The organism is Sphingomonas sp. BE123, from assembly GCF_031456015.1.
Lineage (GTDB): Bacteria > Pseudomonadota > Alphaproteobacteria > Sphingomonadales > Sphingomonadaceae > Sphingomonas.
In genome coordinates, this window is record NZ_JAVDTW010000002.1 from 231,964 (window position 1) to 253,365 (window position 21,402).

General features: G+C 66.3%; 22 protein-coding genes. 12 read left to right on the forward strand and 10 right to left on the reverse strand.

The features are described from left to right. Positions 1 to 9 precede the first annotated feature (9 nt). Complete coding sequence (locus J2Y54_RS09300; protein ID WP_310038986.1) at positions 10 to 1,584, forward strand: peptide chain release factor 3; 1,575 nt, start codon at positions 10 to 12, stop codon at positions 1,582 to 1,584. Positions 1,585 to 1,641: 57 nt separating this feature from the next. Here J2Y54_RS09300 and J2Y54_RS09305 read toward each other — a convergent pair whose 3' ends face one another. Then, positions 1,642 to 2,535 (reverse strand): prephenate dehydratase, encoded by an 894-nt coding sequence (locus tag J2Y54_RS09305; RefSeq protein WP_310038989.1) that lies wholly within the window; start codon positions 2,533 to 2,535, stop codon positions 1,642 to 1,644. A gap of 108 nt (positions 2,536 to 2,643) precedes the next feature. Between J2Y54_RS09305 and J2Y54_RS09310 the strand changes: the two genes are divergently transcribed. Beyond that, the gene (locus J2Y54_RS09310; RefSeq protein WP_310038992.1) at positions 2,644 to 3,309 is read left to right on the forward strand and encodes a cytochrome c family protein; all 666 of its coding nucleotides are present in this window, start codon (positions 2,644 to 2,646) and stop codon (positions 3,307 to 3,309) included. A gap of 55 nt (positions 3,310 to 3,364) precedes the next feature. Here the strand turns inward: J2Y54_RS09310 and J2Y54_RS09315 are convergent, their stop codons facing one another. Together J2Y54_RS09315 and J2Y54_RS09320 are read right to left on the reverse strand one after the other, a co-directional pair. Next, the gene (locus J2Y54_RS09315; protein WP_310038995.1) at positions 3,365 to 4,231 is read right to left on the reverse strand and encodes an LOG family protein; all 867 of its coding nucleotides are present in this window, start codon (positions 4,229 to 4,231) and stop codon (positions 3,365 to 3,367) included. 46 nt (positions 4,232 to 4,277) lie between these two features. Then, a complete protein-coding gene (locus tag J2Y54_RS09320; protein WP_310038998.1) occupies positions 4,278 to 4,958 on the reverse strand; it encodes an extensin family protein in 681 nt (226 codons plus the stop codon). Between the two features lie 176 nt (positions 4,959 to 5,134). Here J2Y54_RS09320 and J2Y54_RS09325 point away from each other — a divergent pair, with 176 nt between their 5' ends. The 4 genes from J2Y54_RS09325 to J2Y54_RS09340 all read left to right on the forward strand — a co-directional run bounded on the left by J2Y54_RS09325 (position 5,135) and on the right by J2Y54_RS09340 (position 9,552). Further along, positions 5,135 to 6,295, forward strand: a complete 1,161-nt coding sequence (locus J2Y54_RS09325; protein ID WP_310039000.1) for a phosphoserine transaminase — start codon at positions 5,135 to 5,137, stop codon at positions 6,293 to 6,295. Between the two features lie 142 nt (positions 6,296 to 6,437). Beyond that, positions 6,438 to 8,015, forward strand: coding sequence for a phosphoglycerate dehydrogenase (serA, locus tag J2Y54_RS09330; protein WP_310039002.1), 1,578 nt, complete (start codon positions 6,438 to 6,440; stop codon positions 8,013 to 8,015). Positions 8,016 to 8,069: 54 nt separating this feature from the next. Further along, on the forward strand, positions 8,070 to 8,456 hold the full coding sequence (locus J2Y54_RS09335) for a DUF559 domain-containing protein (RefSeq protein WP_310039004.1): 387 nt from the start codon (positions 8,070 to 8,072) through the stop codon (positions 8,454 to 8,456). Positions 8,457 to 8,460: 4 nt separating this feature from the next. Further along, positions 8,461 to 9,552, forward strand: a complete 1,092-nt coding sequence (locus J2Y54_RS09340; protein WP_310039007.1) for an ATP phosphoribosyltransferase regulatory subunit — start codon at positions 8,461 to 8,463, stop codon at positions 9,550 to 9,552. Here J2Y54_RS09340 and J2Y54_RS09345 read toward each other — a convergent pair. Beyond that, the gene (locus J2Y54_RS09345; RefSeq protein ID WP_310039010.1) at positions 9,549 to 9,839 is read right to left on the reverse strand and encodes a GNAT family N-acetyltransferase; all 291 of its coding nucleotides are present in this window, start codon (positions 9,837 to 9,839) and stop codon (positions 9,549 to 9,551) included. The two genes, J2Y54_RS09340 and J2Y54_RS09345, sit on opposite strands and share 4 nt — an antisense overlap. A 65-nt stretch (positions 9,840 to 9,904) precedes the next feature. Between J2Y54_RS09345 and J2Y54_RS09350 the strand changes: the two genes are divergently transcribed. The 6 genes from J2Y54_RS09350 to J2Y54_RS09375 are packed head-to-tail and all read left to right on the forward strand — an operon-like array spanning position 9,905 to position 15,961. Beyond that, entirely contained in the window at positions 9,905 to 10,795 is an 891-nt protein-coding gene (locus J2Y54_RS09350; protein WP_310039011.1) for a hypothetical protein, read from the forward strand. Next, positions 10,792 to 12,558, forward strand: a complete 1,767-nt coding sequence (gene recQ / locus J2Y54_RS09355) for a DNA helicase RecQ (RefSeq protein WP_310039012.1) — start codon at positions 10,792 to 10,794, stop codon at positions 12,556 to 12,558. Before J2Y54_RS09350 ends, recQ begins: the two co-directional genes overlap by 4 nt. Next, positions 12,559 to 12,984, forward strand: a complete 426-nt coding sequence (locus J2Y54_RS09360) for a TIGR01244 family sulfur transferase (RefSeq protein WP_310039013.1) — start codon at positions 12,559 to 12,561, stop codon at positions 12,982 to 12,984. A gap of 4 nt (positions 12,985 to 12,988) precedes the next feature. After that, complete coding sequence (locus tag J2Y54_RS09365; protein WP_310039014.1) at positions 12,989 to 13,384, forward strand: hypothetical protein; 396 nt, start codon at positions 12,989 to 12,991, stop codon at positions 13,382 to 13,384. 58 nt (positions 13,385 to 13,442) lie between these two features. After that, positions 13,443 to 14,456, forward strand: coding sequence for a sterol desaturase family protein (locus J2Y54_RS09370; RefSeq protein WP_310039015.1), 1,014 nt, complete (start codon positions 13,443 to 13,445; stop codon positions 14,454 to 14,456). Continuing rightward, a complete protein-coding gene (locus tag J2Y54_RS09375; RefSeq protein WP_310039017.1) occupies positions 14,390 to 15,961 on the forward strand; it encodes a GMC family oxidoreductase N-terminal domain-containing protein in 1,572 nt (523 codons plus the stop codon). Before J2Y54_RS09370 ends, J2Y54_RS09375 begins: the two co-directional genes overlap by 67 nt. 91 nt (positions 15,962 to 16,052) lie before the next feature. Here J2Y54_RS09375 and J2Y54_RS09380 read toward each other — a convergent pair whose 3' ends face one another. The 6 genes from J2Y54_RS09380 to J2Y54_RS09405 all read right to left on the reverse strand — a co-directional run bounded on the left by J2Y54_RS09380 (position 16,053) and on the right by J2Y54_RS09405 (position 21,375). Next, on the reverse strand, positions 16,053 to 17,396 hold the full coding sequence (locus tag J2Y54_RS09380; RefSeq protein ID WP_310039019.1) for an ammonium transporter: 1,344 nt from the start codon (positions 17,394 to 17,396) through the stop codon (positions 16,053 to 16,055). 13 nt (positions 17,397 to 17,409) lie between these two features. Next, positions 17,410 to 17,748, reverse strand: a complete 339-nt coding sequence (locus J2Y54_RS09385) for a P-II family nitrogen regulator (RefSeq protein ID WP_145848270.1) — start codon at positions 17,746 to 17,748, stop codon at positions 17,410 to 17,412. Positions 17,749 to 17,963: 215 nt separating this feature from the next. Continuing rightward, a complete protein-coding gene (gene ribA, locus J2Y54_RS09390; protein ID WP_310041263.1) occupies positions 17,964 to 18,995 on the reverse strand; it encodes a GTP cyclohydrolase II in 1,032 nt (343 codons plus the stop codon). Positions 18,996 to 19,042: 47 nt separating this feature from the next. Next, entirely contained in the window at positions 19,043 to 19,828 is a 786-nt protein-coding gene (locus tag J2Y54_RS09395; RefSeq protein ID WP_310039020.1) for an exodeoxyribonuclease III, read from the reverse strand. A gap of 411 nt (positions 19,829 to 20,239) precedes the next feature. Continuing rightward, positions 20,240 to 20,830, reverse strand: coding sequence for an outer membrane lipoprotein carrier protein LolA (locus J2Y54_RS09400; RefSeq protein WP_310039021.1), 591 nt, complete (start codon positions 20,828 to 20,830; stop codon positions 20,240 to 20,242). Positions 20,831 to 20,916: 86 nt separating this feature from the next. Continuing rightward, positions 20,917 to 21,375 carry a peptidylprolyl isomerase gene (locus J2Y54_RS09405; protein ID WP_310039022.1) on the reverse strand — a complete coding sequence of 153 codons (459 nt, stop codon included), beginning with the start codon at positions 21,373 to 21,375 and terminating at the stop codon, positions 20,917 to 20,919. Between the last annotated feature and the right edge of the window lie 27 nt (positions 21,376 to 21,402).

The window sequence follows — 21,402 nt, forward strand, 5'->3', positions numbered from 1 at the left end:
GGGGCCGCGATGCCCGACAATGTGATTCCCGATCGCCGCACCTTTGCGATCATCTCCCACCCTGACGCCGGCAAGACCACGCTGACCGAAAAGCTGCTGCTGTTCGGCGGCGCGATCCACCTTGCCGGCGAGGTCAAGGCGCGCGGCCAGGCGCGGCGCGCGCGGTCGGACTGGATGAAAATCGAGCAGCAGCGCGGCATTTCGGTGACGTCGTCGGTGATGACGTTCGAGCGCGACGGGGTGACCTTCAACCTGCTCGACACGCCGGGCCACGAGGACTTTTCCGAGGATACCTATCGCACGCTGACCGCGGTCGACTCCGCCGTGATGGTGATCGACGCGGCCAAGGGTATCGAGAGCCAGACGCGCAAGCTGTTCGAAGTGTGCCGGTTGCGCAACGTGCCGATCATCACCTTCGTCAACAAGGTCGACCGCGAAGGCCGCGAGATGTTCGAGATTCTCGACGAGATCGCCGATCTGCTCGCGCTCGACGTCGCACCGATGACCTGGCCGGTCGGCATGGGCGGGCAGTTCGAAGGGATTTACGACCTGGTCGACCATCGCCTGCTGCTGCCCGAGGGCGACAGCCGCGAGTTTCAGGGCAAGGTGGTGCAGACCAGCGGGCTCGACGATCCCCAGCTCGATTCACTGATCTCGGCGCAGACGCTGGCGAAGGTCCGCGAGGAAGCGGAGCTGGGCCTCGCCGGCTACGCGACGTTCGACGGTGATGCCTATCGCAATGGCGACCTGACCCCGGTTTATTTCGGGTCGGCGCTCAAGGAATTCGGGGTCGATTCGCTGATCGACGCGATCGCCCGCCACGCGCCGCCGCCGCATGCCCTGCCCGCCGAGCCCGCGCCGGTCGCGCCGGACAATCCCGAAGTCACCGGCTTTGTGTTCAAGGTTCAGGCGAACATGGACCCCAACCACCGCGACCGCATCGCGTTCATTCGGCTGGTGTCGGGGACATTCAAGCGCGGCATGAAGCTGACGCCCAGCGGCCATGGCAAGCCGATCGCGATCCATTCGCCGATCATGTTCTTCGCTCAGCAGCGCGAACTGGCGGACGAGGCGTTTCCGGGCGACATCATCGGCATCCCCAACCACGGCACGCTGCGCGTTGGCGATACGCTGAGCGAAAAGCCAGGCGTGCGCTTCACCGGCCTGCCCAATTTCGCGCCGGAAATCCTGCGCCGCGTGGTGCTCAAGGACCCGACCAAGACCAAGCAGCTGCGCAAGGCGCTCGACGATCTGTCGGAAGAAGGCGTAATTCAGGTCTTCTACCCCGAAATCGGGTCGAACTGGATCATCGGCGTGGTCGGCCAGCTTCAGCTCGAAGTGCTGCTCAGCCGCCTCGACGCCGAGTACAAGGTCGGCGCGGTCCTTGAACCCGCACCGTTCGACACGGCGCGCTGGGTCGGGGGCGAGGCAGCGGACCTGAAGGAATTCATGGACCTGAACCGCACCGCCATGGCCAAGGACCGCGACGGCAATCCGGTCTTCCTCGCCAAATCGGCGTGGGAAGTCGGCTATATCGCCGACCGCTACGCCAGGGTGAAGTTCATGGCGACGCGCGAGCGGTAGAGTCTTTGCCTGCTTCGCTGAAGCGGGAGCGGGCTGGTGCCGCCTAACTGAATCGAGTTACTCCGGTCGCGCGCGCGCCTGAGGATAGGTGCCGAGCATCCGAACCGACTTGGTGTGGAACTTCAGCTCCTCCAGCGCGCGGTCGACCGGCGCGTCCCCGGGGCGCCCGACGATGTCGCAATAGAATTCGGTCGCCGCGAAGCTGCCGCCGCGCTGGTAGCTTTCCAGCTTGGTCATGTTGACGCCATTGGTCGCAAAGCCGCCCAGCGCCTTGTACAGCGCGGCGGGGATGTTCTTCACCTCGAACACGAACGTGGTCATGTACGGCCCATGGTCGCGCAGCGGCGGCGCACTGCGCGCCAGCATGACGAAGCGGGTCATATTGTGGTCGGCATCGGCGACGTCGCTGTCGAACACGGTCAGGCCATAGAGCGGCGCGGCGCCCGGCGGGGCGAGCGCGGCGACCTGCGGATCGCCCAGTTCCGCGACGACGGCGGCTGCACCAGCGGTGTCGGGATAGGAGAGCGGCGCGATTCCCTGCGCCTTCAGCCAGTGGCGGCACTGGCCCAGCGCCTGCGGGTGGCTCATCGCCTGACGCACCCCGGCGCGGCTGCCCAGCCCCATCAGCGCATAGCGAATGGGAAGGAAATGCTCGCCGATGATCACCAGCCCCGATTCGGGCAGCAGGAAATGGATGTCGGCAACGCGGCCATGCAGCGAATTTTCGATCGGGATCATCGCGCAGTCGGCGCGCCCGTCGCGCACCGCGTCGATCGCATCCTCGAAGCTGAAGCATGGCAGCGGGAGGCCGGTCGGCATCGCTTCCAGCGCCGCCATGTGCGAATTTGCGCCCGGTGCGCCCTGAAAGGCGACCGCGCGGCGCGGTTCCGCAGAGGCGGCCTGCGTCATCCGTTCGACGATCGGGCGGGCGGGGGCAGCGAAATTGTCCATCGGCGCGCGCGTAACCGCGCGATCAACTTGCGGCAAGCCCGGGTTGCGGTGCGCAAAAGGCCCGACTAAAGAACCCGGCCAAGATCAACACGGGGCGGACAGGCACACATGGACAATCGCATGAACACGATCGCAGGCTGGGTCCTGTTCGGCTGTGCCTCGGCGCTGGGCCTGTCGATCGCCAGCGGCATGATCTATCACAGCGAAGATCCCGTGAAGCAGGGTTATCCGGTCGAGAGCGCCGATGGTGGCGAAGGCGGCGGCGGCGCCGCTGCGGTCGAACCGATCGCCAACCGACTGGCCAAGGCCGATGTCGCCAAGGGCCAGGCATCGTTCGCCAAGTGCGCGGCGTGTCATTCGATCACTCAGGGCGGCGCCAATGGCGTCGGTCCGAATCTGTGGGCTTCGCTGGGCAAGCCGCACGGCCATGTCGCCGGTTTTGCCTATTCCGACGCGCTGAAGGCCGTGCCCGGCAACTGGACGTTCGAGGCGATGGACGCCTGGCTCGCGTCGCCGCGCAAATATGCTGCCGGCACCAAGATGACCTTTGCCGGCCTGTCCGACCCGCAGGAGCGTGCCAACGTCATCGCGTACATGAACGCACAGGGGTCCAACCTCCCGCTCCCGGCGCCCGAAGCGGCGCCGGCCGAAGGCGGCGAGGAAGCGGGCGACAATGCCATCACCCCGACCGAGCTGGGCAATGCCGGAACCCCGGCGCCGGGTGCACCGTCGGTCGATCCGGCGGCAGCGGTCGAAGCGGCGAAGAAGGAATAATCCGGCCAGACCGGTCCAATGCAGAAAGGGCGGCCCGTCGGACCGCCCTTTTTTGTTATCCTTCTCGATCTTCCCAGAATTTCTGGACGATGTCCCAGCCTTCCTGCGCGGTTTCGCAGAAGTGGAAGAGATTGAGGTCGCGCGGGCTGATCACGCCTTCCTCCACCAGCGCCTCGAAATTCACGACGCGGGTCCAGAACTCCTTGCCGTAGAACAGCACCGGGATCGGCGCGATCTTGCCGGTCTGGATCAGCGTCAGCAACTCGAAGGATTCGTCGAAGGTGCCGAACCCGCCGGGGAACACCGCCACCGCGCGCGCGCGCAGCAGGAAATGCATCTTGCGCAGCGCGAAATAGTGGAACTGGAAACTGAGCGACGGGGTCACATAGGGATTGGGCGCCTGCTCATGCGGCAGCACGATGTTGAGCCCGACCGACTCGCAGCCCTGCTCCGCCGCACCGCGATTCGCAGCCTCCATGATCGAGGGACCGCCGCCCGAGGTGACGACAAAATGGCGATCGCCATTTTCGTCGAGCGGATAGCAGCTGGCGAGCCCCGCCAGTTCGCGCGCCACCTCATAATATTTCGACTTCTCGATCAGCCGTTCGGCGATCCGGCGCGACTGATCGTCGGTGGCGAGGTCGAGCAGCGCTCGCGCCTTGGCCGGTTCGGGAATGCGCGCGGACCCATAGATGACGAACAGCGAGGCAATCTTCGCCTCGTCCATCAACAGGCTGGGTTTCAGCAACTCGAGCTGGAAACGTACCGGGCGCAGATCCTCACGCAGCAGGAACTCCATGTCCTGAAAGGCAAGGCGGTAGGCCGGGTGTTCGGTCTGGGGCGTGGAGAGCGCGGTCCGCGCAGTCTCCGCATCCTGGCTCGCGCGAGCAAAGACGCGCGACGGCACTTTCTGGTCTGTCATCGCAGCGGGATTAGCGGCTTTCGATCGCTAGGCAAAGCGCCGTGCGTCAGCGGCAGAACGGTTTGCCGCCCAGGTCGAAATGAAAGTGATTGGCGTGCGCGCTGTTGTAGTCGGGGCCCAGGACCGTGGTGAAGCGACGGCAGGCCGAACGGTGGACAGCGCGCAGGAACTCCCGCTCCTCGGCACTCCCCCCGCGCCACGCGCCAAGCACGCTGATCCTGCGCCCGTCGCGCAACACGAATGCTGCGACATCGACCGCATTGCCAAAGCCATGTTCGGAGACTTTCAGCGACGACGCCGCGCTGCCGCCGACAATGCCCCGGCAGGCATAGGTGCCATAGGATTCGACCCGCACCAGTTCGCCACCCAGGATTTCGCGTGCGGCGGGGACCGCGGCGTGGCGCATCCACGCGACGAAATTGCGTGCCAGCGGACAGCGCATCGCCTTCAACCCCGACACCGGAATGCCGACATCGATCAGTTGCACTGCGCCGACAACCCTGCACCCGCCGCCATAGTCGCGGTCGGGCAGCGGGCTGAACCGCACCTGCGCGCGCGACAGATCGGCATGGCATTGCTGCGTTTCGCGGCTGGTCGGCAGGTCGAGCGTCACCGGACCGCGCGGATCCGGGCGGACCGGCGTACGGGCCGGTGCGCGATCATCGCCGCCGCCGAACAGGCATCCGGCGAGCAGCAGCGGCAGGGACAGGGCCAGAAGAACACGCATGACCATGCCCACCGCTCTAACCCATTATGGTTAACCCTGGCTTATCCGCCCCGCCCGAAAACACCCCGTCTCATCCGATACCGCTCTTTGCTTGACTTACCGCCCCCCATCGTTAGGGCCGCCGACGGGCCACGCGGTCCCAACGCCGCGCGTGCTCTCTGCGAGGAGAGACTGACATGACTGATCTGACTGCCGCCGACGCCGGAATTGCGTCCATCGCCAAGCCCGCCACCAAGCCGGCTCGCCCCCATTTCTCTTCGGGTCCCTGCGCCAAGCCTCCAGGCTGGGACGCATCGAAGCTCGCGACCGAGGTCCTTGGACGCTCGCACCGCTCGAAGCTCGGCAAGACCCGCCTCCAATATTGCATCGATCTGATGCGTGAGATGCTGCGCCTGCCCGACACGCACCGCATCGGCATCGTTCCCGGTTCCGACACCGGCGCGTTCGAAATGGCGATGTGGACCATGCTCGGCGCGCGCGGCGTCACCACGCTGGCGTGGGAGTCGTTCGGTGAAGGCTGGGTCACCGACGCGGCCAAGCAGCTGAAGCTCGATCCGACAATCATCCGTGCCGACTATGGCCAGCTGCCCGACCTGACACAGATCGACTGGTCGACCGATGTGCTGTTCACCTGGAACGGCACCACCAGCGGCGTGCGCGTTCCGAACGGCGACTGGATCCCCGACGACCGCGAGGGCCTGACCTTCGCCGATTCGACCAGCGCGGTGTTCGCCTACGACCTGCCGTGGGACAAGATCGACGTCGCGACCTTCAGCTGGCAGAAGGTGCTGGGCGGCGAAGGCGGCCATGGCGTCCTGATCCTCGGCCCGCGCGCCGTCGAGCGCCTCGAAACCTACACCCCCGCCTGGCCGCTGCCCAAGGTGTTCCGCCTGATGGCCAAGGGCAAGCTGGCCGAGGGTGTGTTCAAGGGCGAGACGATCAATACGCCGAGCATGCTGGCGGTGGAGGATGCGATCTTCGCGCTCGAATGGGCCAAGTCGCTCGGCGGGCTCGATGGCCTGATCGCACGCAGCGACGCGAATGCGGCGGCGCTGCAGAAGCTGGTCGCGGAACGCGACTGGCTGGGCAATCTGGCTGCGGACGACACGATCCGCTCGACCACCAGCGTGTGCCTGACCGTTGAGGGTGCTGACGAAGCCTTCATCAAGAAGTTCGCGTCGCTGCTCGAGGCGGAGCACGCCGCCTATGACGTCGCTGGCTATCGCGATGCCCCGGCGGGCCTGCGCATCTGGTGCGGCGCGACGGTCGACACCGCCGATATCGAAGCGCTCGGTCCGTGGCTCGACTGGGCCTACGCCACCGCCAAGGCGGGCTGAACCTCAATAGCCCTCTCCCCTTCAGGGGAGAGGGTTGGGAGAGGGGCAGTCCCTCTCGAACCTTCCATATCATTGACAGGGCCGGACGAGACACTGCCCCTCTCCCCGGCCCTCTCCCCTGAAGGGGAGAGGGAGATAAAAAATGCCCAAGGTACTCATCAGCGACAAAATGGACCCCAAGGCCGCCCAGATCTTCCGCGAGCGCGGGGTCGAGGTGGACGAGATCACCGGCAAGACGCCGGAAGAACTGAAGGCGATCATCGGCCAATATGACGGCCTCGCCATCCGCAGCTCGACCAAGGCGACCAAGGAGATCATCGACGCGGCAACGAACCTCAAGGTCATCGGCCGCGCCGGCATCGGCGTCGACAATGTCGACATCCCCTATGCGTCCTCGAAGGGCGTGGTGGTGATGAACACCCCGTTCGGCAATTCGATCACCACCGCCGAACACGCCATCGCCCTCATGTTCGCGCTCGCGCGCCAGCTGCCCGAAGCGAACGCCCAGACCCAGGCGGGGCTGTGGCCGAAGAACGGCTTCATGGGCGTCGAAGTGACCGGCAAGACGCTCGGCCTGATCGGTGCGGGCAATATCGGGTCGATCGTCGCCGATCGCGCGCTGGGCCTGCGCATGAAGGTGATCGCGTTCGATCCGTTCCTGTCGCCCGAACGCGCGGTCGAACTGGGCGTCGAGAAGGTCGAGCTCGACCAGCTGCTGGCGCGCGCCGACTTCATCACGCTGCACACGCCGCTGACCGATCAGACGCGCAACATCCTGTCGAAGGAAAATCTGCTCAAGACCAAGAAGGGCGTGCGCATCGTCAACTGCGCGCGCGGCGGACTGATCGACGAGGCGGCGCTCAAGGAACTGCTCGACAGCGGCCATGTCGCGGGCGCAGCGCTCGACGTGTTCGTGACCGAACCGGCCAAGGAACATGACCTGTTCGGCACCCCGAACTTCGTCGCCACGCCGCATCTCGGCGCATCGACCAGCGAGGCGCAGGTCAATGTCGCGATCCAGGTCGCCGAGCAGATGGCCGACTATCTGGTCAATGGCGGCGTCACCAATGCGCTCAATGTCCCCAGCCTGACGGCCGAGGAAGCGCCGCGCGTGAAGCCGTACATGGCGCTCGCCGAAAAGCTGGGCAGCCTGGTCGGCCAGCTGACCACCGGCACGATTCCCCGCGTTTCGGTGCACAGCGAGGGCGCGGCGACCGAGGTCAACCAGAAGCCGATCGTCAGCGCGGTGCTCGCCGGGTTCCTGCGCACCCAGACCGACACGGTCAACATGGTCAACGCCCCCTTCCTCGCCAAGGAGCGCGGGATCGAAGTGCGTGAGGTCAAGACCGAGAAGGAAGGCGATTACCACACGCTGATCCGCGTGTCGGTGAAGACCGACTCGGGCGAGCGTTCGGTTGCGGGCACGCTGTTCAACAACCGCGAGCCGCGGCTGGTCGAGCTGTTCGGGATCAAGGTCGAAGCCGATCTCGCGGGCCACATGCTCTATGTGGTGAACGAGGACGCGCCCGGATTCATCGGCCGCATCGGTACCGCGCTGGGCGATGCTGGCGTCAATATCGGCACCTTCCACCTTGGCCGCCGCGATGCCGGTGGCGAAGCGGTGCTGCTGCTGTCGGTCGATGAAGCGGTCACGCCGGAGCTGGTCGCCAGCGTCCGTGCGCTGCCCGGCGTGAAGACCGCCATGGCGCTGAAGTTCTGACTTCTATAGCCCTCTCCCCTCCGGGGAGAGGGTTGGGAGAGGGGCAGTCAGGCAATGCCAAAGGTCGATGAAACGCTGCTCGCGCGTGCCAAGGCAATGCGCCAGAATCCCACACCGACCGAGGCCGCCATCTGGTCCGTTCTCCGTGCCAAACGATTTGAGAGCGTCAAATTCGCTCGCCAAGTCGTGATCGCGCCCTATATCGCCGACTTCGTCGCACGATCTCGAAAGCTGATCGTCGAGATTGACGGCGACACCCACGCTTTGTGCGAGCGCAAGGACGCACGTCGCACAGCGTGGCTTGAACATCAGGGGTATCGCGTGATCCGGTTCACGAATTTCGAGGTGGGCAGCAATCTGGACGGCGTGGCGCACGCCATTGCGGCGGCACTTGCCGCACTGCCCCTCTCCCAACCCTCTCCCCAGAGGGGAGAGGGCTAAGACCATGAACGGACTACTTCCCGAAGGATTCCACGACCGCCTGCCCCCGCTTGCCGACGCGGCGGCCACCCTCGAATCGCGCGTGCTCGATGTCGCGCGGCTGCACGGCTATGAGCGCGTCGACCCGCCGCTGGCCGAGTTCGAAGAGTCGCTGGGGCAGCGGCTCAAGGCGGCGAGCGGGAAGGATGCGGTGCGCTTCACCGATCCCGTGTCGCGCCGCACGCTCGCGATCCGTCCGGACATTACCGCGCAGGTCGGCCGCATCGCCGCGACGCGCATGGCGCACCACCCGCGTCCCGTCCGCCTGTCCTATGCCGGGCCGGTGCTCAAGCTGCGCGCCAGCGAGCTGCGCCCCGAACGCGCGATGCGCCAGATCGGCTGCGAGCTGATCGGGCGTGACAGCATTGCGGCAGTGCGCGAAATCGTGACGGTAGCGGTGGCCGCGCTCGAAGCGGCAGGCGTTCCCGGTCTGGCGATCGACTTCACCCTGCCCGACCTGGTCGAGCAGCTCGCACCGGCCATGGCAGCCGAGCAGCTGGCGCAACTGCGCACGGCGCTCGACGCCAAGGATGCGGCATCGGTCGCGGCGATCGATCCGGCGTTTCTTCCGCTGATCGAAGCGGCGGGACCGTTCGACGCGGCGATTGCCCGGTTGCGCGCGCACGACAAGAGCGGCGCGCTGACCAGCCGGCTCGACGGTCTCGAGGCGGTTGCGCAGGCGGTGGCGGGCAAGGTCGCGCTGACGCTCGATCCGACCGAGCGCCATGGCTTCGAATATCAAAGCTGGATCGGCTTCTCGCTCTTCGCGCGCGGCGTGCGCGGCGAGATCGGGCGCGGTGGCAGCTATTCGGTGCTGGGCGCCCAGGGCGAGGAACCCGCCGTCGGCTTCTCGCTCTATGCCGACCCGCTGCTCGACGCCGGGCTCGCTCCGGCGGAGCGGCGGCGCCTGTTCCTGCCGTTCGGCACCGATGCCGACACCGCGGCGCACTGGCGCAGCGAAGGCTGGGTCGCGGTTGCCGCGCTCGATCCGGAGGACAGTGCGCAGGCGCAGCTATGCACCCATGTCCTGACCAATGGCGAGCCCTGCCGGGCCTAATCCTGTACGTCGAGCAGCAGGTCTGCCCATTCGGGATGCTTGCGGATATAGGCGGAGACGAAGGTACATTTCGCCACCACGCGCAGCCCGCGTGTCCGGGCCGCGTCGAGCGCGTGGCGGATCAGCGCGCTGGCAATGCCCCGCCCCTCCAGCGCGGGCGGGACGATCGTGTGGGTAAAGATGATGATGTCGCCCTTGAGGCGGTAATCGGCATGCGCGAGATGGCCGTCCACCATGACCTCGAACCGGCTTTGCTCCGCATTGTCGCGAATTGCGTCAGACTCCATCACCCGCCTCCCGATTGCCGTCCATCGGGACGAATGGTAGCGATCCGGCCACGGAGGACAATCGCTTGACGCTACGCCTGCTCAGTCTGATCGCGGCCGCTCTCATGCTCGGCGCAGCGGCGTCGCCGGGAACCCCGGTGCGCGAGGGTCAGCGGATCGAATGGACCATGGGCGACGGCCGCAAGGCCTATCGCCTTGGCGACATGACTGCCACGTTCGATCGGGTGCAGTGCGCGCCGCTGGGCGAAGACTGCGCCGAAGGCGATCTGGAACCGGTGCTGACCCTCTCGCGCGCCGACGGGTCGAGCGTTCGGCTCGATGGGTCGCCGATGCAGAATATCCTGATGCTCGGCCGCTTGTCCAAGGATGGCCCGGTCGTCGCCTTCTTCCAGGATTATACCGGCGGCATGCATTGCTGCCAGCGGATGCGCGTGGTCACGCCCGGAGGCGCCGGGCTGACGGTCGCCGAGCTGGGTGGCTATGACGGCGCCGAGATCGGTTGGCCGAAGGACATCGACCGCGACGGGATTCGCGACTTCGTGGTGAGCGACGACCGCTTCCTCTATGCGTTCGAAAGCTATGCCGCGAGCGTCGCGCCGCCCAAGGTGCTGAACGTGATCGATGGCGCGGTACGCGATGTTTCGGCCGAGCAGCGTTTCGCAAGGATCTTCGAAAAAGCGGCTGCCGGCGCGCGCAAGGCGTGCATCGGCGAGGACTATCCCAACGGCGCCTGCGCCGCTTGGGCCGCCGCCGCGGCGCGGCTCGGCACGCTCGATGCGGTATGGCCGGTGATCCTCTCCGAATATCGCCGGGATCCGGCGACGTGGCCCGACCGGTGCAAGGTCGACCGCAACGAGGATGGCGAGTGTCCGGAGGGGCAGCTGGTCGAATATCCCGATTACCCCACGGGTTTGCGCGCATTTCTGGCGGAGACTGGATATATCCCCGCCGCATGAGTGACCCCAGAGACGTTCTTCACACCCTTTTCGGCTTTCCGGATTTTCGCGGCGTTCAGCGCCAGGTGGTCGATCGCGTGCTGGCCGGACAGCGTACCTTGGCAGTCATGCCGACGGGTGCTGGCAAGTCGCTGACCTATCAGCTTCCAGCGACGATGCTCGACGGCACCTGCGTCGTCATCTCCCCGCTGATCGCGCTGATGCACGACCAGCTGCGCGCCGCCGAAGCGGTCGGCATCCGCGCCGCGACCCTGACCAGCGTCGACGAGAACCGTGCCGAGACGGTGCAGCGGTTCCGCGACGGCGCGCTCGACCTGCTCTACGTCGCCCCCGAGCGGGCGTCGAACGGCAGCTTTCGCGACCTGCTGCGCTCCGCACCACTCGCCCTGTTCGCGATCGACGAAGCGCATTGCGTGAGCGAATGGGGGCATGATTTCCGCCCCGATTACCGGCTGCTGCGCCCGCTGATGGACGCATTTCCCGACGTCCCGCGGCTCGCGCTGACCGCCACGGCGGACGCGCACACCCGCGCCGATATCCTAAACCAGCTCGGCATCGCCGAGGACGGGCTGATCGTCGCCGGGTTCGACCGGCCCAATATCCGCTACAACATCGCCCCGCGCGACAATGTGCCGCGGCAGGTCGCCGACTTCATCGCCACCCAGTCCGGCCCCGGCATCGTCTATGCCCAGACGCGCAAGGGCGTCGAGCAGCTGGCGGAAAAGCTGGCCGCGACCGGGCGGCCGGTCCTGCCCTATCATGCCGGGCTCGACCCCGCCGTGCGTCGTCGCAACCAGGCCGCGTTCGTTGCCAGCGAAGACATGGTGATCGTCGCCACGGTCGCGTTCGGCATGGGGATCGACAAGCCCGATGTCCGCTTCGTCATCCATGCCGGACTGCCCAAGTCGATCGAAGGCTATTATCAGGAAACCGGCCGCGCCGGCCGTGACGGCGACCCGGCAGTGGCGCAGCTCTATTGGGGTGCCGACGATTTCGCCCGCGCGCGCCAGCGCATCGGCGAGGTCGAACCCGAGCGTCAGCCCGGCGAGCGCGCGCGGCTCAACGCACTGGGGGCGCTGGTCGAGACCGCCGGTTGCCGCCGCGCGATCCTGCTGCGCCATTTCGGCGAAAGCCCGCCCGCGACCTGCGGCAATTGCGACAATTGCCTCGAAGCGCCCAAGGCGATCGACGCCAGCGTGACCGCACAGAAATACCTCTCCGCCGTGTTCCGCACCGGCCAGAGCTTTGGCGCGACCTATATCGAGCAGGTGCTGACCGGCCAGTCGAGCGAACGCAGCCTGATGAACGGGCATGAGGCGCTGTCGGTCTGGGGCATTGTCGAGGGGGATGAGGCGGCGCTGATCAAGCCGGTCGGCCGCGCGCTGCTGTTGCGTGACGCATTGCGCCCCAACCCACATGGCGGCCTCGAGTTCGGCCCCGGCGCGCGCCCGATCCTGAAGGGCGAAGCCACGCTCGACCTTGTCGTCCCACCCAAGCGCGAGCGCCGTCGCCGGGGCACGACCACCGGCGCGCCCAACCCGGTCGGCGATCCGCTGTTCGAGGCACTGCGCGACAAGCGCCGCACGTTGGCGCAGGCTGCAGCGGTGCCGCCCTATGTGATCTTCCATGATTCGGTGCTGCGCGAGATGGCCATGGCGCGCCCGGCAACGCTTGCGGAGCTGTCCCGCATCCCGGGCATTGGCGCGCGCAAGCTGGCGGACTATGGCGATGCTTTCCTGCAAGTGATCCACGAGGCAGCCTGAATGCGCACGATCGACAAGACGATTTCGGTATCCTCTCAGATCAGTCCTGCCGATCTTGCCGGGCTGGCCGATGCGGGGTTCACCGTCATCGTCAACAACCGGCCCGATGACGAGGAGCCGGGCCAGCCATCGGGCGACGCAATTCGTGCCGCTGCCGAAACACTGGGCCTCGCCTATCACGCCATTCCGGTGACGCATGCCGGCTTTTCGATGCCGCAGGTTGAAGCGATGCGGGCGGCGATGGAGCGCGCCGACGGACCGGTCTTCGCCTATTGCCGGTCGGGTACGCGATCGACCAATTTGTGGGCGCTTGCAGAGGCAAGCCGGGGCGCCGACCCCGCCCTGCTGATCGCCAAGGCGGCGCATGCCGGGTACGATCTCAACGGCTTGCGTCCGATGCTCGACACGCTGGCCGGAAAGGCCTGAAGCGATGAACTGGTGGCTTGCCGCCGGATCGCTTGGCGCCGTGCTCGCGCTTGCCGGGATCGCGAGGATGCTGGGCCTCGGCGGCGCGCAGCGCCTGGCCGATGGTAACGACGCAATCCGGATCGCCGAAGCACTGGTCACCGGCTTCACCGGTACCGCAGGCATCGTCGCGACCGACGGCGCGCGCGCAGCGGTGGCCGGGGGACGGGGGGACGTGGTCGCGATCGAACCGCTCGGCGCACGCCATCGGGCGACCCGATTCAAACATGCCCGCGTCATCATGACTCATGCCGCGAGCGAGGGCACCAAGATCACGATCGAGCTGCAGCCCGGAATGGTGTTGCGCCTCACCGTCGCCGATCCGGACGCGGCGCGCCGCTTTGCCGACGCGCTCGGCTGAAACCCCCATTGCAAAGGCCGCTTCGACGCGCTTATTTACATGCGTGTAAGGAGAGCTGATGCCCAATCTGCCGGATCCGGTCGATCTTGCCGTCCCGGCCTTCGTCCTGCTCGTGCTGGCGGAGATGGTCGTCGCGCGGATCAAGGACCGCAGCCGCTATTGCCCGCGCGACACGCTGACGTCGCTGCTGCTCGGCTTTGGCAGCACGATTGCGGGCGTGCTGGCGGGCGGCTTTGTGTTCGCCATGGCGGTATGGGTGCACCAGTTCCGCCTGTTCGACATTTCCTATGCCTGGTACTGGTTCGTCCTCGCCTTCGTGCTCGACGATCTGGCCTATTATGTGTTTCACCGCTCGGCGCACCGCGTCCGCTGGTTCTGGGCGAGCCATGTCATCCATCACAGCAGCCAGCACTATAATCTGTCGACCGCGCTGCGGCAGACCTGGACCGGCTTTTTCAGCCTTGGCTTCATCTTTCGCCTGCCGCTGTTCCTGATCGGCTTTCCCCCGGCGATGGTGTTTTTCGTCGCGGGGCTGAACCTCGTCTACCAATTCTGGATCCATACCGAGGTGATCGGGCGCATGCCGCGCTGGTTCGAGGCGGTGATGAACACGCCGTCGCATCACCGCGTCCATCACGCGACCAATCCGCGCTATCTCGACACCAACTATGCCGGCGTGTTCATCATCTGGGACCGCATGTTCGGGACGTTCGAGGCGGAGCGGGACGAGGATCGCCCGCGCTATGGCATCGTCAAGAACCTGCCCGACTTCAATTTGCTCCGCGCGGCATTCCATGAATGGTGGGGGATCGCACAAGACGTGCGGGCTGCACCGACCTGGCGCGCGCGGGTCATGTACATGATCGCGCCGCCCGGGTGGAGCCATGACGGCAGCCGCGACACATCCGAAACGATCAAGGCGCGCTGGGAGGCAAGTCAGTTGAAGTCCGCTGGCGCGGACGACGGCACCGGCCCGGTGCCGCGCAACCACGGGGCGGGGAAGTTATGGAAGAAGCCGATATCGTCGTCGTCGGGGCCGGATCCGGCGGGAGCGCCGCAGCAGGTCGGTTGAGCGAGGACGGTCGCTACACCGTCGCGGTTCTGGAGGCGGGCGGGCGCAATACCAGCTTCCGCACATTGATGCCCGGCGGCATCGCGATGCAGACGCCGGCCACCAACTATGCCTATGAAACCGTGCCCCAGACGGGTCTGGACGGTCGACGCGGCTATCAGCCGCGCGGACGCGGTCTTGGCGGTTCGAGTGCGATCAACGCAATGCTCTACATCCGCGGCGTGCCGTGGGACTATGACAATTGGGCGCGCCTCGGCTGTCCTGGTTGGAGTTGGGACGATGTCCTGCCCGTGTTCAAGCGCAGCGAAACCAACCAGCACGGGGCAGACGCCTATCATGGCGGGGACGGCCCGCTGCATGTCAGCGACCAGAGCTTCGTGCACCCCGGCACCCGCGCTTTTATCGAGGCGGGCGCTGCGCTGCAGATCCCGCGCAACGACGATTTCAACGGACCGCGGCAGGAGGGGATCGGCGTTTATCAGGTGACGCAGAAGGATGGCGAGCGCTGGACCGCCGCGCGCGGCTATCTGAAGGAGCGACCGAACCTCAACATCATCTGCGACGCGACGGTCGAGCGCGTGCTGTTCGAGGAGGGCCGCGTGTGGGGCGTCGCCTATTCGCGCGGCGGACAGACAAGGATGATCCGCGCGCGCCGCGCCGTGGTGATGGCGGGCGGCGTGTTCGGCACCCCGCAGACGCTGATGCTGTCGGGCATCGGTCCCGCCGCGCATCTCAAGGACATGGGGCTTCAGGTCCGCATTGACCGGCCCGAGGTCGGCGGCAATCTGCAGGATCATCTGGACTATGTCGCGGCGTTCGAGACGCCGGGTTACGACTTTCTCGGCCGTTCGCTGCGCGGATCGCTCGCGGGGCTCGGTGGCATGTGGCGCTGGTTCCGCAGCCGCAGCGGCATGATGACGTCACCCTATGCCGAGGGCGGGGCGTTTCTGAAAAGCGATCCGGGGCTCGAAGTGCCCGACATCCAGCTCCATTTCCTGATCGCAATCGTCGAGGATCACGGGCGGGCCAAGGTAAAGGCGCATGGCTTCAGCTGCCACGCCTGCGTCCTGCGTCCCGAGAGCCGCGGGACGGTGCGGCTGAAGTCGCCCGATCCGCGCGCCGCGCCGCTGATCGATCCGCAATTCCTGTCCGACCCGCGCGACCTTGCCGGGCTGATGAAGGGGACGCGGATGATGTACCGCATCCTGGAGCAGGAGCCGCTCGCGGCGTTCGGCGGCAAGGATCGCTATCCGTTCGAGGACGATGCGACGCTGGAGCGGCTGATCCGCGCGCGGGCTGACACGATCTATCACCCGGTCGGTACTGCCCGCATGGGATCGGATGCGGACGCAGTGTGCGACCCGCAGCTGCGCGTGCGCGGGGTCGAGGGGCTGTACGTCGCCGACGCCTCGATCATGCCGCGCCTGATCGGCGGCAACACCAATGCGCCGAGCATCATGATCGGCGAACGCTGCGCCGATTTCGTCAAGGCCGACCTCGCGTAAAAAATGGGCCGGCTCAGAAGAGAGCCGGCCCAGTTGTCCGCAGGAGGAACATCGTGAGGGGCCACGCCGCAGCGGCGCGGCCCCGATTTCGTCAATAGTTGTAGGCACGCTCGCCATGTTCGCCGAGGTCGAGGCCTTCCTGCTCGACTTCGGGGCTGACGCGCAGGCCGGTCAGGGCCTTGGCAACGGTGAAGGCGATGGCCGAACCGATCGCCGCCCAGGCGACGGCGACACCGACCGACTTGATCTGGATCCACAGCTGGGCACCCAGTGCATAGTCGTCGGCACCCGGGCCGCCGAGTGCCGGCAGCATGGTGACCGCAGTCAGCACCGACCCGACAATGCCGCCCAGCGCGTGGATGCCAAAGGCATCGAGCGATTCGTCGATCTTCAGCTTCGGCTTGATCGCGATGACGAAGATTGCGCAGACAATGCCCGCGATTGCACCAAGCAGGATCGCGCCGAACGGGCCCGAGTTACCGGCCGCCGGAGTGACCGCGACGAGACCGGCAATCGCACCCGAGCATGCGCCCAGCAGCGAAGCCTTGTGGCCCAGCACGCGCTCGGTCAGCATCCAGAACAGGACGCCAGCGGCGGTCGCGACGAAGGTGTTGATCAGCGCAAGGCCAGCCGAGCCATTGGCTTCGAGCGCCGAGCCGGCGTTGAAGCCGAACCAGCCCACCCACAGCAGACCCGTGCCGATCAGCGTCATGGTCAGCGAGTGCGGCGCCATGCGCTCGGTCGGATAGCCCTTGCGCTTGCCCAGGATGATCGCACCGACCAGCGCCGAGACACCGGCGTTGATGTGCACCACCGTGCCGCCCGCAAAATCGAGCGCGCCCCAGCCGAAGATCAGGCCGGTCGCCTCATCCGTGCCGCCCAGGTACCAGACCATGTGCGCGATCGGGTAATAGACGATCGTCAGCCAGATCGCGGCGAACACCATCAGCGCGCTGAATTTCATGCGCTCGACCAGGCCGCCAATGACCAGTGCGACGGTGATCGCGGAGAAGGTCATCTGGAACGCGATGAACACGAATTCGGGAATGACGACGCCATCGGTGAAGGTCGCGACGGTCGAGTCGGCGGTCACCCCGGCGAGCAGGAACTTGCCGGTCGAGATGAACTGGTTGGCGTCACCGCCGAACGACAACGCATAGCCGTACATCACCCAGAGCAGCATCGCGAATGCCGCGACGGCGAGCACTTGGGTCAGCACCGATGCCATGTTCTTCGTGCGGACCAGACCGCCATAGAACAGCGCGAGGCCCGGGACGATCATCGCCATGACCAGCACGGTCGCGGTCATCATCCAGGCGGTATCGCCCTTGTCGGGTGTCGGCGCGGCGACAGCGGCCGCGTCCTGTGCCCAGGCGGGCATCGCCGCGAACAGCGCGGTCCCCGCGCCGGCAGCGAGTTTCAGAGCAGTTTTCATCGATACCCCCTTCTTACAGCGCGGTCTGGTCGGTCTCGCCGGTGCGGATGCGCACGGCCTGACCGACGTCGAGCACGAAGATCTTGCCGTCGCCGATCGCGCCGGTGTTCGCTGCGGCCTGAACCGCCTCGACCACGCGGCCCGCCAGATCGCTGGCACAGACCACTTCGATTTTGAGCTTGGGCACCATGTTGGTGCTGTACTCCGCGCCGCGGTAGATTTCGGTCTGGCCCTTTTGCCGCCCGAACCCCTTCACCTCGGTCACGGTCATGCCGGCAACGCCCAATTCTGTGAGCGCTTCACGGACGTCATCGAGCTTGAACGGCTTGATGATGGCGATGACGAGTTTCATTCCGCCCCCTTTCGCTTTTGACCCAAAGGCCAATCAGCAAAGAGCGTGCCAGAGTCGGAAAGAGCGGATTTTCAGGTGGTTGAGCGAACAGGCCACCTTACCAAAAGGTAAAAAATTGTGCAGCTGCGAAACGCTGCCCAATTTTTAGGCTGCAAAATGCCCTGCTTACGCAATAGGCAGATATGCGGGTGCGCCGGGCCAGCGTGGAAGCAGTCCTAAAGCTGATGGCCCGTACGGTCCCGCTTCGTTGCGAGATAATGCGCATTGTGCGGGTTCGGCGGCAGCCGATGCGCAACCCGCTCGACCACGCCAATCCCGGCCGCTTCCAGCCCTGCCACCTTGTCCGGATTGTTGGTCAGCAGGCGCACCTGATCCTGCCCCAGCAATGCCAGCATGCGCGCCGCCACGCCGAAATCGCGCGCGTCGATCGCGAAGCCGAGCCGGGTATTGGCGTCGACCGTATCGAAACCCTGATCCTGGAGCGCATAGGCGCGCAGCTTGTTGATCAGGCCGATGCCCCGCCCTTCCTGACGAAGATAGAGCAGGATTCCCCAGCCCTGCGTCGCAATCGCGTGGATCGCGGCGTGAAGCTGCGGACCGCAATCGCATTTCAGGCTGCCCAGCACATCGCCGGTCAGGCATTCGCTGTGCAGCCGGACCAGCGGCGGCGCCCCGTTGGGTGCGCCGATCAGGAGCGCGACATGCTCGTCCGGCGACTCGGGGGTGCGAAACGCCGCGATCTCCGCCTGCTCGGCCCCGGCCACGGGAAGGCGCGCGCGCGTTACCAGCCGCAACCGGGCCGGATCCTGATGCGCAGCGATATCAGCGAGGGTTACACCATCCTCGACGCGCCGCCCCAGGGCTTCGGTGCGGACGAAAAAGGCGGGGAGCAGCCCGGCGATCCGCGCCAGCCGGAGCGCCGCCGCCGCGGCATCGGGCGCGATCGGCGGCACGGCGCGGTACGGACCCTTGAGCGGTGTCGCCAGATCGAGCTGCGGGTCGGCCAGTGCCATCGCGGCATCGAAGTCGAGCCAGGGGCGTCGGGCGATCATCACCGGCGCGTCGGGAACGGCGGCATCCCGCTGGTTGGCGAGGTTCAACGCAACCGCCCGGCCGGCACTGATCAACAGCGGAGCCGCGGTTTCGGGATCGAATTCGGCCAGCCGCGTCGCATCGGCGGTCTCGACCGCGAGCAGCGCCAGCGCCCCGGTCTCGCTGCGGATCGCGATCGGCCAGCCGCGCCGCATCGCGTCGATCGCGCGCGCGGTTGCGCGTGGGTCAGCCGCCAGCGCGCTCAAAAGTCGAACTCGGTCACGATCGGCACATGGTCCGATGGCTTGAGCCAGCCGCGACACGGTTCGCACACGCGATGCGCGCGTGCCTGCGCCGCGACGTCGCCACTGGCCCACATATGGTCGAGCCGGCGTCCGCGATCCGACGCCGCCCAATCCTTGGCGCGATAGCTCCACCAGGTGAAGCACCGCTCTGGCGCGGGGATGAAGCGGCGGCCAAGATCGACCCAGTCGTTCGCGGCCCGCAGCCGCCCCAGTGCCTCGACCTCGATCGGGGTGTGGCTGACCACGTCGATCAGCTGCTTGTGGCTCCACACATCGCATTCGAGCGGGGCGATGTTGAAGTCGCCGGTGACAATCACCGGCACGCCGCCCAGCCCTTCTGACCAGCGCGTCATGCGCTCGACGAAATCGAGCTTCTGGCCGAATTTGGGGTTCTTCTCACGGTCCGGAACGTCGCCGCCCGCCGGGACATAGACATTTTCGAGCCGCACGCCGTTGGGCAGTCGCACGCCGACATGCCGCGCCTCCCCATTGGCCTGCCAGTCGAGCCGGTCATCCTCGACCAGCGGCACCTTGCTGACGATCGCCACGCCATGATGCATCCGCTGGCCATGGATGACGATATGGTCGTAACCCAGCGCGCGCAGGGGGGCATGCGGGAAATCGCCGTCGATCACCTTGGTTTCCTGAAGGCACAGCACGTCCGGCGCTTCTTCGCGCAGGAAGCGCTCGACAATTTCCATGCGGAAGCGGACGGAATTGATGTTCCAGGAGGCGATCTTCATCGCGCGTGATCTAGGGGTAGCGTCACGCAGGGGCAATGCCCGCCAGTAACCACGGGACATCTTCAATTCCTCCCCTGCCCCGCAGGGGAGGTGGCAGTGCGAAGCAATGACGGAGGGGCCGCCCTCGCCGAGGGCGGAATTTTGCCGAGCTGGTCACGGCCGTCTGCGCGGCCGCCCCTCCCCCACCCGCTGTGCGGGCGGTCCCCCTCCCCTGAGCAAACTCAGGGGAGGAATGTTCTGACCAAAACACCAAAAGGCCCTCGCTCCGGGGGCATGGAGCGAGGGCCGACCTGGCGTTCGTCACGCAGGCGGGACGGGATGTGCCTCAGGCAACAGGGGGAAAAATCCCGAGGCCCCGTCCGCACAGACAGCTTTAGCCGCCCAAAGCTGTCACCAACATGAACGCGAATGTCAGCGTCGACCGCCGGTTTTCCGCGGGTCGTTCCAGCGGAACGCTCCGTCGCTGACCGGCGCGTTGAAGCGCTGGTTCGACAGGCGGACTGTGGTGCGGTTATTCTGTGCATCGAGCGCGACCCAGCCCTGCAGCATCAGGCCGCCGGGGGCAGAGGCATTGCGCGCGAACACCATGGTGATGCGGCCATATTCCGGCCGCTTGGGATCCTGCGCCTCGACGCTCACGACATTGGCATTGCCGGTCGGGACCACCCGGGCATAGCGCGCGACATTGCCATCGGGGTTCATCAGGATTCCGAGCGGCGAGTCCTTGACCGGCCAGCGCGACACCTGTCGCACCGAATAATCGATAAACCACAGCGCGCTGCCATCGGCGACGATCAGCAGCGGAACGCCCTTCTCATACTGGAACCGGATCTTGCCCGGCTTCTTCAGCGTGAGCGTACCGTTCAGCGTCTTGCCCGACCGATCGGTCTGGCTGAATGCGGCGGTCATTGTCTGGGTCGCGCGCAGATGCTGCTGCACCTGCGCGAGTGTGCCCTGCTGCGCAGCGGCGGGCAGGGTCAGCGGAAGGGCGATTGCGGCCATAGCCGCGAGGGGGCGAAACATCATGGAAGTGCCAAACATGTCCCGCCCCTGCCGGTTCCGCGTTGAACTCGGTCTGAACCGATCGTTCAGGCTTCGCTGCGTGCCGAAACGATCTTGCCCGGCGTGCGCGGCGGCTCACCCTTGGGCAGCGCGTCGACATGCTCCATGCCCTCGGTCACCACACCCCATACGGTGTACTGGCCGTCGAGGAAGGTCGCATCGTCAAGGCAGATGAAGAACTGCGAATTCGCGCTGTTCGGGTCGTTGGTGCGCGCCATCGAGCAAACGCCGCGGACATGCGGCTCGCGGCTGAATTCTGCGGGCAGGTTCGGCTCCTTCGACCCGCTCATGCCCGTGCCGGTGGGGTCGCCGCCCTGCGCCATGAACCCGTCGATGACCCGGTGGAACACGACGCCGTCGTAAAAGCCGCTATCGGCGAGCTTGACGATCCGCTCCACGTGCTTGGGCGCAAGATCGGGACGCAGCTGGATGTGAACGTCGCCGGTATCCAGCGTCATGACGAGGCGCGTCGGAAGATCGGACATCGAAGGCAATACTCCAGTGGGGAAAGG

Excerpts from the sequence above, each read along its gene's own strand:
- J2Y54_RS09370 (WP_310039015.1), top strand. The coding sequence starts at position 13,443 with ATGCCCAATCTGCCGGATCCGGTCGATCTTGCCGTCCCGGCCTTCGTC.
- serA (WP_310039002.1), top strand. The coding sequence starts at position 6,438 with ATGCCCAAGGTACTCATCAGCGACAAAATGGACCCCAAGGCCGCCCAG.
- J2Y54_RS09300 (WP_310038986.1), top strand. The coding sequence starts at position 10 with ATGCCCGACAATGTGATTCCCGATCGCCGCACCTTTGCGATCATCTCC.
- J2Y54_RS09325 (WP_310039000.1), top strand. The coding sequence starts at position 5,135 with ATGACTGATCTGACTGCCGCCGACGCCGGAATTGCGTCCATCGCCAAG.
- J2Y54_RS09360 (WP_310039013.1), top strand. The coding sequence starts at position 12,559 with ATGCGCACGATCGACAAGACGATTTCGGTATCCTCTCAGATCAGTCCT.
- J2Y54_RS09340 (WP_310039007.1), top strand. The coding sequence starts at position 8,461 with ATGAACGGACTACTTCCCGAAGGATTCCACGACCGCCTGCCCCCGCTT.
- J2Y54_RS09365 (WP_310039014.1), top strand. The coding sequence starts at position 12,989 with ATGAACTGGTGGCTTGCCGCCGGATCGCTTGGCGCCGTGCTCGCGCTT.
- J2Y54_RS09310 (WP_310038992.1), top strand. The coding sequence starts at position 2,644 with ATGGACAATCGCATGAACACGATCGCAGGCTGGGTCCTGTTCGGCTGT.
- J2Y54_RS09315 (WP_310038995.1), bottom strand. The coding sequence starts at position 4,231 with ATGACAGACCAGAAAGTGCCGTCGCGCGTCTTTGCTCGCGCGAGCCAG.
- J2Y54_RS09400 (WP_310039021.1), bottom strand. The coding sequence starts at position 20,830 with ATGGCCGCAATCGCCCTTCCGCTGACCCTGCCCGCCGCTGCGCAGCAG.
- J2Y54_RS09380 (WP_310039019.1), bottom strand. The coding sequence starts at position 17,396 with ATGAAAACTGCTCTGAAACTCGCTGCCGGCGCGGGGACCGCGCTGTTC.
- J2Y54_RS09320 (WP_310038998.1), bottom strand. The coding sequence starts at position 4,958 with ATGCGTGTTCTTCTGGCCCTGTCCCTGCCGCTGCTGCTCGCCGGATGC.
- J2Y54_RS09305 (WP_310038989.1), bottom strand. The coding sequence starts at position 2,535 with ATGGACAATTTCGCTGCCCCCGCCCGCCCGATCGTCGAACGGATGACG.
- J2Y54_RS09405 (WP_310039022.1), bottom strand. The coding sequence starts at position 21,375 with ATGTCCGATCTTCCGACGCGCCTCGTCATGACGCTGGATACCGGCGAC.
- J2Y54_RS09385 (WP_145848270.1), bottom strand. The coding sequence starts at position 17,748 with ATGAAACTCGTCATCGCCATCATCAAGCCGTTCAAGCTCGATGACGTC.
- ribA (WP_310041263.1), bottom strand. The coding sequence starts at position 18,995 with ATGCGGCGCGGCTGGCCGATCGCGATCCGCAGCGAGACCGGGGCGCTG.
- J2Y54_RS09345 (WP_310039010.1), bottom strand. The coding sequence starts at position 9,839 with ATGGAGTCTGACGCAATTCGCGACAATGCGGAGCAAAGCCGGTTCGAG.
- recQ (WP_310039012.1), top strand. The coding sequence starts at position 10,792 with ATGAGTGACCCCAGAGACGTTCTTCACACCCTTTTCGGCTTTCCGGAT.
- J2Y54_RS09335 (WP_310039004.1), top strand. The coding sequence starts at position 8,070 with ATGCCAAAGGTCGATGAAACGCTGCTCGCGCGTGCCAAGGCAATGCGC.
- J2Y54_RS09375 (WP_310039017.1), top strand. The coding sequence starts at position 14,390 with ATGGAAGAAGCCGATATCGTCGTCGTCGGGGCCGGATCCGGCGGGAGC.
- J2Y54_RS09395 (WP_310039020.1), bottom strand. The coding sequence starts at position 19,828 with ATGAAGATCGCCTCCTGGAACATCAATTCCGTCCGCTTCCGCATGGAA.